Annotated in this window: 17 protein-coding genes; 4 read left to right on the forward strand and 13 right to left on the reverse strand. The window is 38.4% G+C overall.

The features are described from left to right. The first annotated feature begins 33 nt into the window (after positions 1-33). Positions 34-1965, forward strand: coding sequence for a heavy metal translocating P-type ATPase (locus tag ACLIBG_RS00200; RefSeq protein WP_439310679.1), 1932 nt, complete (start codon positions 34-36; stop codon positions 1963-1965). A gap of 41 nt (positions 1966-2006) precedes the next feature. Here ACLIBG_RS00200 and ACLIBG_RS00205 read toward each other — a convergent pair whose 3' ends face one another. From ACLIBG_RS00205 to ACLIBG_RS00235, 7 genes are all read right to left on the reverse strand, one after another. After that, positions 2007-2819: a YihY/virulence factor BrkB family protein gene (locus ACLIBG_RS00205; RefSeq protein ID WP_439310680.1), complete on the reverse strand. Its 813-nt coding sequence runs from the start codon at positions 2817-2819 to the stop codon at positions 2007-2009. Between the two features lie 20 nt (positions 2820-2839). After that, positions 2840-3115, reverse strand: coding sequence for a YtxH domain-containing protein (locus tag ACLIBG_RS00210; RefSeq protein WP_439310681.1), 276 nt, complete (start codon positions 3113-3115; stop codon positions 2840-2842). An 18-nt stretch (positions 3116-3133) separates the two neighbouring features. Further along, positions 3134-3604 (reverse strand): low molecular weight protein-tyrosine-phosphatase, encoded by a 471-nt coding sequence (locus ACLIBG_RS00215; protein ID WP_439310682.1) that lies wholly within the window; start codon positions 3602-3604, stop codon positions 3134-3136. 65 nt (positions 3605-3669) lie between these two features. After that, positions 3670-4335, reverse strand: a complete 666-nt coding sequence (locus tag ACLIBG_RS00220) for an SOS response-associated peptidase (RefSeq protein WP_439310683.1) — start codon at positions 4333-4335, stop codon at positions 3670-3672. A gap of 198 nt (positions 4336-4533) precedes the next feature. Continuing rightward, positions 4534-5034 (reverse strand): RDD family protein, encoded by a 501-nt coding sequence (locus ACLIBG_RS00225; protein ID WP_439310684.1) that lies wholly within the window; start codon positions 5032-5034, stop codon positions 4534-4536. A gap of 12 nt (positions 5035-5046) precedes the next feature. Then, positions 5047-6039: a signal peptide peptidase SppA gene (gene sppA, locus ACLIBG_RS00230; RefSeq protein ID WP_439310685.1), complete on the reverse strand. Its 993-nt coding sequence runs from the start codon at positions 6037-6039 to the stop codon at positions 5047-5049. A 426-nt stretch (positions 6040-6465) separates the two neighbouring features. Continuing rightward, the gene (locus tag ACLIBG_RS00235) at positions 6466-7242 is read right to left on the reverse strand and encodes a CAP domain-containing protein (RefSeq protein WP_439310686.1); all 777 of its coding nucleotides are present in this window, start codon (positions 7240-7242) and stop codon (positions 6466-6468) included. A gap of 491 nt (positions 7243-7733) precedes the next feature. On the opposite strand from ACLIBG_RS00235, the gene mreBH reads away from it, so the two are divergent. The 3 genes from mreBH to ACLIBG_RS00250 all read left to right on the forward strand — a co-directional run bounded on the left by mreBH (position 7734) and on the right by ACLIBG_RS00250 (position 11556). After that, on the forward strand, positions 7734-8741 hold the full coding sequence (gene mreBH, locus ACLIBG_RS00240) for a rod-share determining protein MreBH (protein ID WP_439310687.1): 1008 nt from the start codon (positions 7734-7736) through the stop codon (positions 8739-8741). Positions 8742-9205: 464 nt separating this feature from the next. Beyond that, positions 9206-10372: a CaiB/BaiF CoA transferase family protein gene (locus ACLIBG_RS00245; protein ID WP_439310879.1), complete on the forward strand. Its 1167-nt coding sequence runs from the start codon at positions 9206-9208 to the stop codon at positions 10370-10372. Continuing rightward, positions 10372-11556, forward strand: a complete 1185-nt coding sequence (locus ACLIBG_RS00250) for an acyl-CoA dehydrogenase family protein (RefSeq protein ID WP_439310688.1) — start codon at positions 10372-10374, stop codon at positions 11554-11556. Before ACLIBG_RS00245 ends, ACLIBG_RS00250 begins: the two co-directional genes overlap by 1 nt. A 101-nt stretch (positions 11557-11657) precedes the next feature. Here the strand turns inward: ACLIBG_RS00250 and ACLIBG_RS00255 are convergent, their stop codons facing one another. From ACLIBG_RS00255 to ACLIBG_RS00280, 6 genes are all read right to left on the reverse strand, one after another. Then, a complete protein-coding gene (locus ACLIBG_RS00255; RefSeq protein ID WP_439310689.1) occupies positions 11658-11975 on the reverse strand; it encodes a DUF3870 domain-containing protein in 318 nt (105 codons plus the stop codon). A 36-nt stretch (positions 11976-12011) separates the two neighbouring features. Continuing rightward, positions 12012-12785, reverse strand: a complete 774-nt coding sequence (locus ACLIBG_RS00260) for an IclR family transcriptional regulator (protein WP_439310690.1) — start codon at positions 12783-12785, stop codon at positions 12012-12014. 92 nt (positions 12786-12877) lie between these two features. Beyond that, complete coding sequence (locus ACLIBG_RS00265; protein WP_439310691.1) at positions 12878-14053, reverse strand: saccharopine dehydrogenase family protein; 1176 nt, start codon at positions 14051-14053, stop codon at positions 12878-12880. A gap of 91 nt (positions 14054-14144) precedes the next feature. Further along, entirely contained in the window at positions 14145-15641 is a 1497-nt protein-coding gene (locus ACLIBG_RS00270) for an aldehyde dehydrogenase family protein (RefSeq protein WP_439310692.1), read from the reverse strand. 693 nt (positions 15642-16334) lie between these two features. Continuing rightward, positions 16335-16718 carry a hypothetical protein gene (locus tag ACLIBG_RS00275; RefSeq protein WP_439310693.1) on the reverse strand — a complete coding sequence of 128 codons (384 nt, stop codon included), beginning with the start codon at positions 16716-16718 and terminating at the stop codon, positions 16335-16337. A gap of 70 nt (positions 16719-16788) precedes the next feature. Continuing rightward, positions 16789-17721: a DMT family transporter gene (locus ACLIBG_RS00280; RefSeq protein ID WP_439310694.1), complete on the reverse strand. Its 933-nt coding sequence runs from the start codon at positions 17719-17721 to the stop codon at positions 16789-16791. Positions 17722-17836: the final 115 nt, after the last annotated feature.

Below are 17836 nucleotides of genomic sequence, written 5' to 3' on the forward strand. Positions count from 1 at the left end.
AGTGATTATTGTTATCGGTTAAGGAGGAGAACAATGAGTACAAAAACCGAAGTGCTCAACGAAAATCAACAAAAAGGCTTTAAATTAACGAATCTAAATAATAACTTATTGATACATGGAGAACTAATTGCAGCATTATTAAGTGGAGCAATTATCCTATCTGCATGGTTATTTGAAAACAATATCGCCCACTCCTTATTTGTAGCCATGCATATTATTGCTTTTGTGATAGGAGGTTTTGCCAAAGCGAAAGAAGGCATTACGGAAACGATTGAAAATAAAGAATTAAATGTTGAACTATTAATGATATTTGCAGCGATAGGTTCTGCAGCAATTGGCTTTTGGACAGAAGGGGCAATATTAATATTTATTTTTGCTCTTGCAGGGGCACTGGAAACATACACATTGAATAAAAGCAATAAAGAAATTTCTTCGCTTATGAAGCTTCAGCCGGAAGAAGCACTACGGATCAAAAATGGCGTGGAACAAATCGTTCCCGTTTCAGACCTTGTTGTTGGTGATAATATATTTGTTCGCGCCAGTGAGCGTATTCCCGCTGATGGAATCATTATAAAAGGCACAACTGCTGTTGACGAAAGTGCCATCACGGGGGAATCCGTTCCAGTCAATAAAGAATTGGACCATGAAGTATTCGCAGGAACCGTTGCAATGAATGGATCGATTTCAGTAAAAATTACGAAACAGACCGATGAAACCCTTTTTCAAAAGATTATTCAAATGGTTCAGGAGGCGCAAGAAGAAAAGTCGAAAACGCAATTATTCATTGAACGCTTTGAGGGAACATACGTAAATATCGTTATTACCGCTGTTATTGTGATGATGTTTTTACCATATCTACTTTTTGATTGGACTTTAACGGAAAGCATATACCGGGCAATGGTGTTGCTCGTTGTTGCTTCGCCATGTGCTCTTGTTGCCTCCATTATGCCTGCAACATTATCAGCTATATCTAACAGTGCAAAAAACGGCGTGCTTTTTAAGGGTGGTGTACATGTTGAAAACTTTATTAACATGAAAGTATTTGCCTTCGATAAAACCGGAACCCTAACAAATGGGGCTCCTGTTGTCACAGACATCCATGTTGATCCAGCTTATGATGTCAATAACTTAATATCAATTGTTGGAGCAATCGAAAAAGAATCCACTCACCCACTTGCCCGGGCTATTACTACTTTCAGCCTGGATAGAAAAGGGAATAGCTTAAAGAATGTCGTAGTAGAAAACATGCAAACAATCGGAGGAAATGGTGTAGAAGCAATCGTTAGTGAAGAAAAGTGGCAAATTGGCAAAGCAGATTTTGTTGGAGAAGAAGCGGCTTTTGGGTTCCAGCAAGGAATTGCAGCCAAATTGGCTAACGAGGGAAAAACAATTGTATTTGTCAAACACGAGAATAAAATTGTAGCGCTTTTGGCATTAAAGGATACCGTTCGAAAAGAAGCCAAACAAACGATAAACCAATTAAAAAAACGTGGCATCCATACCGTTATGCTCACAGGAGATAATGAAATTACAGCTAGAGCTGTTGCCGAAGAGGTTGGTGTCGATGATTATATTGCTGAGTGTTTACCGGAAGAAAAGGTGAACCATTTGAAGCTTTTAAAGGAAGCATACGGCCAAGTTGCCATGGTCGGTGACGGCATCAATGATGCTCCGGCGCTGGCAACAGCCAATGTAGGTGTTTCGATGGGCGAAGGGACGGATGTTGCACTTGAAACAGCAGATATTGTATTAATGAAAAACAATTTATCAAAAATCACTAGTGCCATCGATCGATCCAGCAAAATGAATCGCATCGTGAAACAAAATGTGTTTTTTTCATTGGCCATCATTGTTACCCTTATTTTCTCAAACTTTTTCCAGGTCATTGATTTACCACTTGGAGTCATTGGACATGAAGGAAGCACCATTTTAGTTATCCTAAACGGTCTACGGTTGCTTAAATAACCCACATGCATGCACCTAGCGTAACGGCAGCTGCATTGAAATTAATACTCATTGCGTATTATGGCATTTATTATACCACCGGCAATTATAATTAAACCGGATATATAAAACCAGATCATTAAAATAATGACCGTTCCTAAACTGCCATAGGTCGCCGAATAATTCCCGAGCGTGTTTACGTAGTAAGAAAAAGCCAACGAAACCAATTGCCAGCTGATTGTTGCAAAAAGAGCTCCCCAAACAACATTTTTAAAGTAGATCTTCTTGTTTGGAGCCAGCTTATATAATGCTAATAATACGATAAAAAACACTATCGAGGATACAACCCATCGCAATGTATTCCAGATTTGTAAAAAACTATCTGACAAATGAATAAATGAAAAAAGATATACACCAATCGTTTTCCCAAAAACTGGTAATAATAACGCCATTCCAATGATAGCGATCATGGCAATAGTCAAAGCGATGGCGATTAAGCGGGCAACAAGAAAGGAACGATCTTCTTCTACTTGATATGCTTGGTTAAACGCTTTCGTAATGGCATTAACGCCATTGGAAGCAGACCATAATGTTCCTATAATACTAACTGAAAGCAAACTGCCATTTTGTGTGTAAACAAGCTGAGTTATATTTGCTTCAATTAATGTCATCGCTTCAGCGGGAGCATACGTCTCCAAAAAATCAATGACCGCATGTTCATCGATTGGTAAATACCCGAGCAACGTAATTAAAAATAACAAAAAAGGGAACAGGGAGAGCAGAAAAAAATAAGCAAGCTGTGCAGACAATCCAAAAACGTCCACTCTGACTATTTGCTCGTACAATTGTTTAACAAATTCATATATTCTGCTCATCCATTACCCCTTCCTAACGTTTACTTTTTCCATACTTTCGCTAACGTATTTTCAACCTGTTCTAATGCGTTGATCGCATTTTGTGCTTCCTGTGACACTGCACTATTCAGTTGATCAACACTTTGTTTAACATTGCGGACAGCTTCTGTTGGATTACTAAAATAATAAGACGCAGTTGTTTTAGTCGAATCCCATTTATTTTTTGTATAGTTTCTTGTATCTTTGTTCAGTAATGAAACGAGCCCTCCCACTACTGCGCCAATTAATAACCCGGTACATAAATTGCGTTTTCCCATCAACGATCTCTCCTTTAATTATATGCTGTTGTTCTTTCGAATATAATCCAATAAATTGCTGCAACCTTTTGAAACAAGTTTATGTGTATAATCAAAATCACCGGTAAAGTATGGATCAGGCACATTGATTTCTTCCGGATCTTCTACAAATTCCATAAGTTTTTTTACAACAGGGCCTTCCTTTATATCAAAAAACGTTTTTAAGTTATCGATATTCTGTTCATCCATTGCAATAATATAATCAAAAGCATTCCAATCGTCTTTATGTACTTGCCTTGCTTTCATCCCATCATAAGAAATGTTTTCTCGTTCCAACACTTCTCTCGTGCCGTGATGCGGAGGATTTCCAGCGTGCCAGTCCCCAGTACCTGCAGAATCCACTTTTATTTTATCCTGTAATTGTGCTTCTATTACGTTATGACGAAATATTGCTTCTGCCATTGGCGATCTACAAATATTTCCAAGACAAACGAATAATACGCTTATCATTAATTAATCACCCTTTCCTTTCTCAGTATCCGATTGTTTCAAAAAATAGATTTTTTAACGAACCTTTACACAATGGATTCAATACACTTTTCATCATTGTTTTTTGCAGCATTTACATAATTGCTGACCGAATAGGCAGTTAAAGCTTCCGAATCTACCGATTGTAAAAACTGATAGGCCGCTTCAGGCTGCCACTTTTCCGGCTTAATCCAATCTTCTTCTTTATCTTCCGGTAAAATAATGGGCATCCGGTGATGGATCGGTTTCATAAAATCATTGGCAGGCATTGTTAGCATTGTACACGTAAATAATATGTTATCGTCCTCTACCCACTTATCCCAAAGCCCAGCAAAAGCAAATAACCGACGATCCTCTAGCTGAATGCGTTTCGGCTGTTTAGCTTGATCAGTTTTCTCCCATTCATAAAAACTGTCTGCAAGAATCAAGCACCTTTTTCGGGACATTAATTGTTTAAAGCTTGGCTTTTTGTGTGCTGTTTCACTTCTTGCATTAATCATTTTATAACCGATCTTTTTATCTTTTGCCCATGAGGGTACAAGCCCCCACCGTAAATATCCGGCTCGCTTTTCCTTTCCATTATGGATGACTGCAAGCACGTTTTGTCCGGGAGCTATATTATAACTTGGTTCATATTTTTCCAGTGGATGATTAATATGAAATGCTTCCCTAATTTCCAGTTCATCAGCTAGCAATGTGTAGCGACCGCACATTAGACTTCCCTCCTTGGTAAGAAAAGCGCAAGCGCCCTGGTAAGCCCCGACAAGCTTAAGCAAGAAATCGTAGTGGCGGTTTTGCCACGAAGAGTTATTGCTTAAGACCTCGAGGGGCTGGGCGCTTAAGCTAGAAAGCTATGCGCAAAATTTTTATACTTTCTGACCTTTTAAAAAAGATATACAATAAGAGTCCCTTTAATTAATATGGACAACTCTTGTGTTGGCAAACATATCATGGATTCCTTGTTTTTCAGGTGTAAATGCGACGACAATATATAAAATAAAGGTAATGGCTATTACCCGATGTATAAAACGCCCAATAATTTCCCTAAAGAACAAATCCGTCCATGTTAACGGCCCAGCATTCCCATTAATAACACGCAAACCAAAAATCATTTTCCCAAGTGTTTGCCCCAAGAACTTTGTCATTAACAAGAAGTAAGCATAAAAAACAATGCCGGCCAAGATACCATTTAATGTCCAAAATCCAATGCCTACACTTATTCCTTCATTAATAAATTTAAGTGGACTGAGCAGGATACCATTTACGCTGAACAAAATAATTAGATCCGTTATATAAGCCCAGAACCTCATCCAAAAACCGGCATAACGATAATCGTCATCTTGAAGGGAATGTGCTTCTTTAATGGATGAATCTGTTATTTCATTTTCATGATTGTTGTTCATTTGATCCATAGCAAACACCCCCTACCTTGAATATAAATACATTGCACGTGGACTTTCTGATTCCCTTAACAATGTTATAATCCCTGATAATTCTGCATCCGATTTTAAAATATTTTTCATGGAAACGCCTAGCATGTTTAAAAAAGCAGGTTCTGCATCATATTCGATGACTTTAGTATTTTTAAAGTCATTATCCGCAACCATCATATCAATCGTATCATCGAGTGTACCAAGTTCATCGACAAGACCATTTTCAACTGCCTGTTTCCCTGTATAGACCCGACCATCTCCAAGCTTTCTAACTTTTTCTTCCGACATGTCTCTCCCATCAACGATTACGTCGACAAAATCAGCATAAATATCATCAACCATCGTCTGCAGTATTTTTCTTTCTTCTTTTGTCATTTCCCGGGAAGAAGACATGATATCCTTAAATTCTCCACTTTTAATTGTATTAAAATTTACACCGTATTTATCTGCTAGCTCCGCAAAGTTAATACTTTCCATAATCACACCGATTGAACCGGTCAATGTTGCAGGATGGGCGACAATTTTATCTGCGGGAGCAGCAATGTAATAGCCACCAGAAGCCGCCGTGTTACCCATGGAAACGTAAATAGGTTTTTCATATTCTTCTTGAATTTCAGCGATTTTCTCATGGACTTCGTCGCTTTCAACAACGCCGCCACCGGGAGAGTTTATTTGTAAAATAATACCGTCTACTGAAGGATCTGTTCCGGCTTCTTCAACCATTTGCAAAAATTGTTGATGATTATATGTAAGTGTACTCATAAATGGGTTTTGTCCAAGATCCTGGATGACTCCATTCACATTCAATACAACAATTTTATCACCTATGCCTTCCTCAAGAACATTTTCCTTAAAGAGACTTTCTTGAGTAGCAAACAAATTCTCAAATTTATCCGAAGCTACACTTGTCGCAAATCGAAAGCCGATCGAAATAAATAACAATGCAGCGGCTAGCAACAGTGCTAACCATCTTTTCCCATTCATATGATGTTTCCTCCTTTATTCTTGCTGTTCTCCAATTACATACTACAAAAGCGTACACGAAAACGTACTCAAGTACTAATTATACCAATTCTTTTCCGAATTTAAAATGAAGAATGGTTTAAGATAGTATGTATAAAAAATTCAACTGTCAATTATCTCTCGACTTATCTTAAGTAGAGCGCAAGCGCCCTCGCAGGCTAAAAGCGCAACATCCTGGCACTGCGCTTAAATGCTTGCCCCACCGAAAAAATTTGTACGTCGAAGCTAGACAGCTATGCGCAAAAATTTATTCTTTCTTACCTCTCGATTAAAAACAAGTCCTGTGGAGTAGCTGATTGTAACGTTTTATCTAAATAAAGGGTGCACTAATCCAATTACGAATTAGTGCACCCTTTATTTTATATTTTTAGTTAATGCTCATGAATGTTATTTCCCAATAAATTGTTGTGTCCAATGATTACCTTGCTTCACATAACCAACACCAATGTGTGTGAAGTCTCCATTTAGGATGTTTGCACGGTGTCCGGAGCTGTTCATCCATCCATTGACAACTTCTTGTGGAGTACGCTGCCCTTTAGCGATGTTTTCACCAGCTGTCCGATAGCTGATACCGTAGCTCTTCATCATATCAAAAGGTGAACCATATGTCGGGCTATTATGAGCAAAGTAGCCATTTACTGACATATCGCGAGATTTCTCACGTGCCACTCTGCTTAATTCCGCGTCAATTTTTAATGGAGCCAATCCTTGTTGTGTTCTTTCATTATTTGTAAGTTCAACTACTTCACGTTCAAATTGACTTAACTGACCTTGCTCGTGATTATTCGTTTGCTCTTGTTGAGGCTGCTCTGGCTTTTGTTGAGGTGCAGGTGCCTCAGGTTTCGTCTGTTCTGGTTTCGGTTGAGGTGCCGGTTTCTCTTGCTTCGGTTGTTCCGGTTTTGGCTGTTGTGGTTCTTGCTGCTTCTCTGTTGAATCAGCATTCCCCTGATTCCATTTCCAATTACTAAAGTACTTATTAAATAATTTATCCCAAGAACCTTCTTGCCAATTTCCATTAATAGAATAATAGACTTTTTTGCTGTATATAGGATTCTGTGACTGATCTGCATTTGAATTTGCAGAAGCATCTACAGATTGTTGAAAAGCTCCACCGAACAATAAAGCTGTTGATAATGCTGTTACAATACCAATTTTCTTAAACATGTTTGAAACACGCTCCTTTGTTTTTGTTTTGCAAAGTAATCATAGCATACGTTTTTTGTAATATTTAAGGAGATATCTTCCATATTGACTAAATAGACTTTATAAATAGTAGCACCATTAAAAAACCGTTATATATTAATAGTTTTCCGCTACCCTGATAATGGACACGGTGGATAAATATTAACTTAATGTATAAAACTACCAGAATAATACGGTTGACAATTGTTTGAAAGCGTGGATATGTTACAAACTCGCCTTTATTTGTAACGAATTTGTTACTTGATTTCTGAATACTACCTAAACTAACTTGTTAATAGATAGTAGTTTCAAACAACCGAAATAAGTGATAAGTTCTTCGTTTACCCCCAAAAAGAAAAGGGTAAATAAGAAATACTGTTATTGTACGGACTTGGACTTGCTATTTTTCCATATTCGGTATACCTGTAAAACAGATAAATACTATCGGCTTATACATAACTGGAGGGAATCACATGTTATCTCATGCGGAAATAGGCATTGATCTCGGAACGGCAAACGTTCTCGTTTATACAAAACAAAAAGGCATAGTCTACAATGAACCATCTGTAGTAGCAATGAATATGAACACAAAAGAAGTAATCGCAGTCGGATTAGAGGCAAAGGAAATGGTTGGAAAAACACCAAAAGACATTATTCCGATACGCCCTCTAAAAGATGGTGTAATCGCAGACTACGATATTACTGCACAAATGTTAAAAGTAGTCTTAAAGAAAGTAAGTAAAATAGTTGGCTTATCGATGAGAAAACCTACCGTCGTTGTATGTACACCATCCGGAAGTACAACTGTAGAACGACGCGCAATCCATGATGCTATTTCAAGCTATGGTGCTAAAGTAGTGCATCTTATCGAAGAACCAGTCGCAGCAGCAATCGGTTCCGACTTGCCTGTTGATGAACCGATGGCGAATGTTATCGTCGATATTGGAGGTGGCACATCAGAAATAGGAATCATTTCCTTTGGCGGTGTAGTTTCTTGTCGCTCTGTCCGAAACGGCGGCGATAAGATGAATAATGAAATTATCCAATATATACGAAAAAAACATAACGTGTTCATTGGTGAACGAACAGCAGAAAATGTGTTAATGGAAATTGGATACGCTCATCCGAATCATACGGAACAAACGATGGAAGTACGTGGACGTGACTTAGTTACCGGCCTACCTAAAACAGTAGTAATTACTTCTTTAGAGGTGTATGGCGCATTAAAGGAATCGTTAGAACAAATTTTAGAGGCCATTCGGGCGACATTGGAGGACTGCCCACCGGAACTTAGCGGAGATATTGTCGATCATGGTATTGTTCTTACCGGGGGCGGAGCTTTGTTAAATGGAATGCAAGAATGGCTTTCGGATGAAATATTCGTACCAGTTCATATCGCCTCAAATCCACTAGAATCCGTCGCAATTGGAACAGGAAAAGCACTAAAAATGATTTCCAAATTGCAAAAAGCCGCAAAATAAATAACAATATTTTAGAAATGATGATTTACAATATTTTCTGAATACGCTATACTAAGTATAGAATCTATTTTCTGCAGAAATTAAATAAAAAAATATATTAACTGCCTAGCTTGTTTACAGTTCTATGCCAGTACTGTCCCAGCAAGTAAAAGCCAGTTCTGATTAATTACAGAAATATCTGTAGTTAGTTTGAATTGGCTTTTTTATATTTTTAAGAAAAGCGCCCTAGTAAGCCTTAGGCATAGCTTAAGCAAGAAATCGTAGTGGCGGACTATACCACGAAGAGTTATTGCTTAAGACCTCGAGGGGCTGGGCGTTTAAGCTAGACAGTTATGAGCAAAATTTTATACTTTCTGACCTTGTTAGAAAACTAGGCTTATCGTCAAGCATTTATGGCACAAGTCTCAGTTTCATTTATACATTGAGAGAGTTTTGTATTATCTGCCAACGAAAGGGGTGATCTTATCACAGGAGCGTTAAGCAATATTAAAATATTGGATCTATCACGTGTATTGGCAGGACCTTATTGTACGATGATTTTAGGTGACCTAGGTGCGGAAGTAATAAAAGTTGAATCTCCAGGTGGAAGTGATGACACACGCAAATGGGGACCACCTTTTAAAAATGGAGTAAGTGCCTACTACTTATGTGCCAACCGTAACAAGAAAAGTATTACAATTGACTTGAAGTCACCTGAAGGTATTCAAATGATTAAAGAACTCGTCAAGGAAAGTGATGTGGTTGTTAATAATTTCAAAGTCGGAAAAATGAAGGAATTCGGTATTGATTACGATACCTTGGCCGAAATAAATCCGCAAATTGTTTATTGTTCGATTACCGGGTTTGGCGAAACTGGTCTTTATCAAGATTTACCAGGGTACGATTTTATTATCCAGGCAATGAGTGGACTTATGAGTATTACAGGCAATGAACAGTCCGGACCACAAAAAGTCGGTGTAGCGATTACGGATGTACTTACCGGTATGTATGCATGTATCGGAATTCAAGGCGCATTACTGGAAAGAACAAAATCAGGAAAAGGGCAAAAACTCGATATTTCCCTTTATGATTCCGCAGTCAGTGCTTTAATTAACGTAGGCAGCAATTATTTAATGTCTGAGAACATACCAACGCCACTCGGCAATGAGCATGCCAATATCGTTCCGTACCAAACGTTTGACACTGAAGACGGTCAACTTGTTATTGCAATCGGAAATGACAAGCAGTTTCGTTTATTCTGCCATTTAATTCAGCAACCGGAACTTGCTGATGATAGTCGATTTCGGACAAATCCGGACCGGGTTAAATATCGAGATGAATTGATACCTCTCATACAGTCAGCTCTTTTACAACGGCCAATAGCCTACTGGCAAGAAGAATGCAATTCGTTAAATATTCCTTGTGGACCAATTCAAAATATCGAAGAAGTTGTTCATGATCCACACTTAAAAGAAAGAGACATGTTAATTGACTATGAACATCCTGATGCTGGGCCAATTAAAATGATCGGCAGTCCACTGAAACTGTCCCGCACACCAACAACTGTTAGACATCATCCGCCGAATCCGGGCGAACACAATAAAGAAATATTGTCCAATTTTAAAAAACAAAAATACGAGGAGATGAACTGATGAATTTTAATTTTTCAGAGGAACAGAATATGTTAAGACAAACTGTAAGAAGTTTTGTTGACAAAGAGATCATGCCCCACATTGCTCAATGGGATCGTGAAGGAAGTTTTGACCCAGCAATCACTCAAAAACTTGCCGAACTTGGCTTAATGGGAGTTTGTATTCCGGAAGAATATGGTGGAAGTGGAATGGATTACAATTCACTTGCCATTGTTTGTGAAGAACTGGAACGCGGCGACACCGCATTTCGTACGGCCGTTTCCGTGCACACAGGATTAAACAGTATGTCGCTTCTGCAATGGGCGAATGAAGAGCAAAAACAAAAATACCTTGTCCCGCAGGCAAAAGGGGAAAAAATTGGTGCATTTGGTTTAACTGAACCAGGGGCAGGTTCCGATGTAGTTGCTCTCCAATCATCTGCTGTGAAAGAGGGAGACTATTACATTTTAAATGGACAAAAAACGTGGATTTCTTTATGCGATACCGCAGACCATTTTTTAGTCTTTGCCTATACCGATAAAGCCAAAAAACATAAAGGAATATCCGCTTTTATCGTTGAAAGAACGTGGGAAGGCTTTTCATCCAAAGCTACAAAAGGAAAACTTGGTATCCGTGCAGGAAATACAGGTGAGATATTTTTTGAAAATGTTAAAGTCCCTAAAGAAAACTTACTCGGTGAAGAAGGAGAAGGATTTAAAATTGCAATGGGGTCACTGGATAACGGAAGATTTACAGTTGCTGCCGGTGCGGTAGGTCAAATTATGGCCTGTCTAGAAGCAAGCGTTGATTATTGTAATGAGCGTGAGACTTTCGGTAAACCAATTGGTCAGCATCAACTTGTCCAACAGATGATCGCCAACATGGAAGCGGGCATGCAAATGAGCCGTTTGCTTGTATATCGTGCAGGGGAATTAAAAAATGAAGGAAAACGAAATACGAGGGAAACTTCGCTAGCGAAATGGCAAGCGTGCGATTTTGCCAATAAAGCAGCTGATGATGCTGTCCAAATTCACGGTGCGTATGGGTTTTCTGATGAATATCCGGTTGAACGATTTTTACGAAATTCAAAAGCACCGGTAATTTATGAAGGAACTCGCGAGATTCATACAATTATGCAAGCGGAATATGTGTTAGGTTATCGGAAGGATAAACCACTCGATAAAATGCTTCCGGCTTGGAAATAATAAAATAAATAGCCGTACACATTGATAGATGGCAAGTTACAAGTTTATCAACGTGTGCGGCTAATTTTCATTTCAAACAATTGTTTACGTTTTTTTTAATGTTATTCTTGCGCGCTATAATACGCTTCATATTGTTTATATAAATCTTTTAATGCTGATTCTATTGCACTTCCTGCTTTACCTAAATAATGCTTACGTACTTCTTTCACAGGCTTATCGATTCCATCTTGTAAACTATAACCTTTCAGCAAATGCTCAACAAACTCTCTACCGTGCATTGTCGCCAACGTACAGCTTGTTGAGACGATAACACCGTATTTTTTATCAATTTCCGCTGTGATCGTTAATGTTTCATAAATGCTTTTCGCCGCCATTCCGGATGGAAGCCTAGCATGACCGGCAATAAAGACCGTATTCATTGTATCAACTCCAATGGTTTAAATTCATCCGTAAATTTACTGAACATGATTGCTTAAATAACCTAGTTTTCCAGAAATCATACTCGCTGTTTTATGCGTTTCCTTTTTAATTTCTCTCAATCTTTCACCTTCAAAATAACTGGATAAACCGCTAACAGCAAGTGAAGCAATGACCTCTCCCTGATAGTCAAATACCGGATAGGAAATACCGGTTGTATCTGCATCTTGCTCTCCTTCACTATAGGCATAACCATTTGACCGTATTAGATCCAGTTCTTTCAAAATCGTTTTTTTATGAACTTTTCGGTTATTGGCGAATGTGTACAGATCCTCTTTTAAGACTTCTTCCTGTTGCTTTTTCGGTAAATGAGCAAGCAACATTTTTGGCCCTGACCCAATATAAAGCGGGGAGGTTTTCCCTATTCTTGTATTTAATCGCAGCGTTCGTGTACTGTCCACCTTTTCAATATAAATTGCTTTATGCTGATTAACAATAACTAAATGTATTGCCTCATTTATTAATTTAGACAACTCTTCCATCATAGGCCGCGCTACTTCTCTTAACTCGAGCCGCTCAGAGACAAGCTGACCCAATTCCAGCAATCGCAAGCCTAATCCATAACGGCTATCATGGACAGATTCTTTTGTTTTGTATATAAAGCCACCTTTTTCAAGTGTCGTCAGCAAACGATATGCCGTCGGTTTAGGAATATCAGCTTTAATAGATATATCCTGTAACGTTAGTTCTCTTTGTTCTTCTTTTGTAAATAGCTCCAGCAACTGGAGTGCCTTCGTAACGCTTTGGTTCATGAAATAACTCCTTGTATTAACAACTATTTATCTCGGCTGACTCACAAGGTAATATGCAGCGTTATGCTACCTGCACCATTTCTGTGAATTATCTAAGACTCAGGCTGCGAGTTAAGTTTTCTGTTTTGTACTGTTTGAATCATTACACCCCTTTGTTTCATTTCCTGAATATAGGAAGCACCGGGAACGATCTGCTCCGGAGGGTATACTCCTCGCTTGTTAATTGTTCCATTTCCAATCATCTGGGCGACAACGGAGATTGTATTCGCCGTAGCTCGAGCCATTGCTGTAACATTATTCGTTCGATCTTTATGAGTGATCATTTCAAATTCATAAGTTGTAGGTGTATGTTCTTTTTTACCGGAAACTATTACGCGTAATAAGACGGCATCATCTTTATCTTTAAGATCAACAATTGGATCAAGTACTTTTAGCAATACTTCACGTGGATTAACTTTTTGACCGTTTAATTTAATTTCATAATCTTTATTTGTTAAATTTAAGTCAACGAGCAATTTAAATTTTTCTGCATGCCCGGGATAACGGATCGTCTTATATTCGAGTGTATGCAAATCTGGATAAGATAGAGATAGCGTAGAGGTACCTCCGGATGTATGAAATGCTTCTAATGGTCCAAACTTTTCAAAATAAATTCGTTCTACCTCTGATAAGGAAGGTATTTCTTGTTTGACCCCATTCCGAACAATAAGCGATGAGTCTGTGTAATGATCAAATACACCTTCCATGGAAAAAACATGATTATATTCAAGTGGCGGCTCCGGTTTTAACGGGATCCCTCCAACATATAACTTGATAGAATCGAGTTGATCGAGCTTACTTTCACCATAACCGGACAATATATTAATCATGCCGGGAGCTACTCCAAGATCAGGAATAATCGTCACATTCGCTGCTTTCGCTTCTTCCTTCAATTGTAATACTTTGTCTGTCATATGTCCGATATGTCCACCCAAGTCAATGGAGTGAACACCTGTTTTAATTGCTGTTTTTGCAACAATTTCATTAAATGAATAAAACAATGCATTAATGATGACATCGAATCTCCCCATAAAATCTGACAGCGCTTGTTCATCGCTTGCATTGACCGTGTAAGGAATCAATTTATCCGATTGCAGTTGATCACATACATTTTTGGCTCGCTCATAATCAATATCTGCCAAGCCAACAGTTGAAACCCCTTCACTCCATACTAAATCTCTAGCCGCTTCTTTTCCCATCAATCCCGAGCCCAATACACCTACTTTCATACTATCCTCTCCTTCTAGTTATATATGTTTCTATCATGTTCATGCATTTGCTATTATCCTTTCTATCGTCTACATTTTTATCGGTAAATCCTTATTCCACATCGATTTGTGCTCGTTGTAGTTTCCCGCTGTAATCCACATATACTGCCTTCCATTCTGTAAATACATCAAGTGCTTGCACACCCGAGTCACGATGCCCATTTCCTGTTCCTTTGGATCCGCCAAACGGCAGATGAATTTCCGCTCCAGTCGTACCGGCATTTACATAAACAATTCCTGTATCCAAATCACGTTGTGCTTTAAAAACTTGGTTAACATCTTTTGTAAAGATGGAGCTAGATAGCCCATATTTCACACCATTATTCGCTTTAATAGCTTCATCAAAGCTACTCACAGGAATCAGAGATACAACCGGGCCGAAAATTTCTTCTTGCGCAATGCGCATATCAACCGTTGTGTCAGTAAAAAGCGTCGGAGCAAAGTAATTTCCTTTTGAAAACTTCCCGTCCGTCAGTTCATGTCCACCGGCAAGCATTTTTGCTCCCTCATTTTTCCCAATTTCAATGTACTTTTTAATTTTATCCATTCCTGCATCGTTAATAATCGGACCAACTTTTACGGTCTCATCCATTCCGTTTCCGATCGTTAATTGCTTCATTTCTTTTAATAACCGTTGTTCAAGTTCTTCTTTTACCTTTTCATGAACAATAACCCTGCTGCAGGCAGTACATCTTTGTCCGCTCGTTCCAAATGCACTCCATAAAATTCCTTCCACTGCAAGATTTAAATCAGCATCATCCATCACGATTACGGCATTTTTTCCACCCATTTCCAAGGAAACCTTTTTCAACTGCCGCCCGCATTCTCCAGCAATATGACTCCCCGTCTCATTGGATCCGGTAAATGAAATGACGCGAATATCATCATGATGAACCATCGCATCCCCGACCGAAGAACCAGTTCCAAACACAACGTTAACGACTCCTTTTGGTAATCCTGCTTCTTCATAAATTTTCGCCAATTCGTAAGCCATAATCGGTGTTTCAGTAGCTGGTTTCCACACGACGGCATTTCCTGCTACAATTGCCGGGAAAGACTTCCATGTTGCAATAGCAATCGGAAAATTCCATGGTGTAATAATACCAACAACACCAATGGGAGCACGAACGCTCATGGCAAATTTATCTTTCAATTCAGCAGGTGTTGTTTGCCCGAAAAGACGTCGCCCTTCCCCAGCCATGTAAAACGCCATATCTATTCCTTCTTGCACTTCACCACGTGCTTCTTCCAATACTTTTCCATTTTCTAAGGTTAATAGTTTAGAAAGATGCTCCTTTCGACCTTTCATAATATTCCCAACTTGGTAAAGTACTTCTGCACGTTGTGGAGCTGGTACAAGTGACCATTCTTTTTGTGCTGCTTTTGCAGCCTCTACTGCATCGTTGATATTTCTTTCCGATGATAATGGTACCTTAACTACCTCTTCACCTGTCGCCGGATTAATGACAGCTGTCGTTTCGTCAACTTCTTTCCATTCCCCATTAATATAATTTTTCAATGTTTTTACATCCAATAATGTTTCTGTCATCATTTTTTCCTCCTAAATTTAGATATATTATTCGGGTACAAGTTAGTTCAATTGCCCAATTTTTCCTCATTCGCTCGGCATCTTTCAATTACTTCAGCTCCCCATTTCGATATCGGTTGGATGAATTGATCCAAATCCACTTATTGAGAACGCTTTCATCGTGAAACTTGCTATGTGCTTGATAAAACCGAATGTGCTAGGTCTAGAGCACTTATGCCAAGATCGATGACAGCCACTACTTCTTTTTGAAACATCTTCTTTCACCTTTGAAGCTCCGCCAACAAATATACGGGCATCTTATTCACCTTTTGAGAGACGAAAGCAATTTGCAAGCCTATGATTTCATTTAATGAAACGTCATTTCATATCTATAATATATAGTGTATAGGAAAATTTCAAAATATTCAATTGTATTTTTTAAGTGTATTTTAAACGGGAACCGAGAATGTATTAATTTTCTCAGTATAGATAGAAGGTTAATAACGTTTGGTCCAGAGCTGTTTTAACTCTTTTTTTACATTAAATACGGTCAGGATGCCACCAAAATCTAGATAATAACGATAGTAAGCTTAAAGACACCAAGCTGCACGAGGCCCTTTAAGCTTACTGTGGAGTATTAAATCATGCACAGGGGAATTGACTGATTGGAGTATTATTACAAGTTAGAGGATGTATTTTGGTCCAATTGATAGTTTAGCCCATTCCCATTGTGTTTTTAATCCGATATAAATCCTGCTTTTGAACCCAAAGTTCATCGCGGAACATTTCCGTGTTCAATTTTATTTGTTCTTTCAGATTACCAAATTCTTTTGCATCGGAGATTTTCATTCCTTCAATTTCCGCTTTCAAATGTTCCTGACCTGAACGAAGCGCCGTTAGTAATTGACCATGTTCTTTTAGCGTGGATTCATGATTATCATGTTTGCGGGAATGTTCGTCTAATATTTCGGAGTGTCTGCTTAATATTTGTGTGTGCTCGTCTAGCTTTTTTGAATGATTGTCTAATATTTGTGAATGCTCACCTTGTGTGTCCATAATCTGTTCCAGCATACCGATAATTTTTTCTTCCATTTGCATCTATATCACCTCCTTCTATTAAAAATAGTATAGCATAAAAACGCTGAAGAAAATATGAGACTTTCTGATTTTACTGATTTCCCTCATCTGATTTAGGTTTATAGTTTACTGCCATAACACCAAGTACTACTAGAAGTAATGCGGCGATAATAAATATGGTAAACCGCTCTCCGGGAATAAAAATAACCGATAAAACGGCACCTGATAAAGGTGTAACAAACTGATATATACTAATTTCTCCCGCCTTATTATATTTCAACAAAGAAAACCAAAGCGCAAATGCAACAATAGACAAAAAGGACGAATAAATCAATAACCCCCAACCAATTGGGGTAAAGGTCATTGCATCCTGCCCCATAAGTGGATAACCTACAAGCAACATTAATGCTCCACCAATCGTTAACTGCCAACCGGTCAAAGCAAAAGGGTGTATACCAACAGCAAGTTCCTTAGCCATAATGGTACCGATCGCTCCTGTTAAAGTCGATAAAATAATAAAACCTTCACCTGTAAACTGAAAACTGAATTCAAACTCTTGCCCCCAATTAGCAAATACAATCCCTGTGAATCCGGCGATTAGGCCGATCGTTTTTTGCCAATTCATCCGATCATTAACGTAAAAATAATGCGCTAAAATTACGGTGAAAAAGGTTAAACCTGACACTAATATTGCACCTTGCATGCCTGACGTTTTTGATAGTCCGTTATAAAGAAAGAAATACTGTAAGCCGGTTTGAACAATTCCAAAAATAACTAATACCGGAACCTGTTTTTTTGTCACAAATAAAGCTTTTCTATTTATAAATATCATACCGAAGACTAATATAATCCCAGCCAAAAAGAACCGCATTCCTGCAAACACAATCTTGGCCATCGTATCATCAGCCGCCATTTGCAACTCGATATAACTGACCTTTAACACCGGAAATGCGCTCCCCCATAATATGGAACAAAAAACAGCAATGATTGCAACTATCCACTTTTTTGTTAAGAACCTATCCATTCTTGTCATCTCCCACGGGTGTATGAACCTGCAACACATTGCATCAATCATGTATCAAAATTTATTTAAGTACCTATAGCAGTCTAATAGATTTATGCTTAAGAAAAACATTATT

It is taken from the genome of Virgibacillus sp. W0181, assembly GCF_051846915.1.
Lineage (GTDB): Bacteria > Bacillota > Bacilli > Bacillales > Amphibacillaceae > JBPYCR01.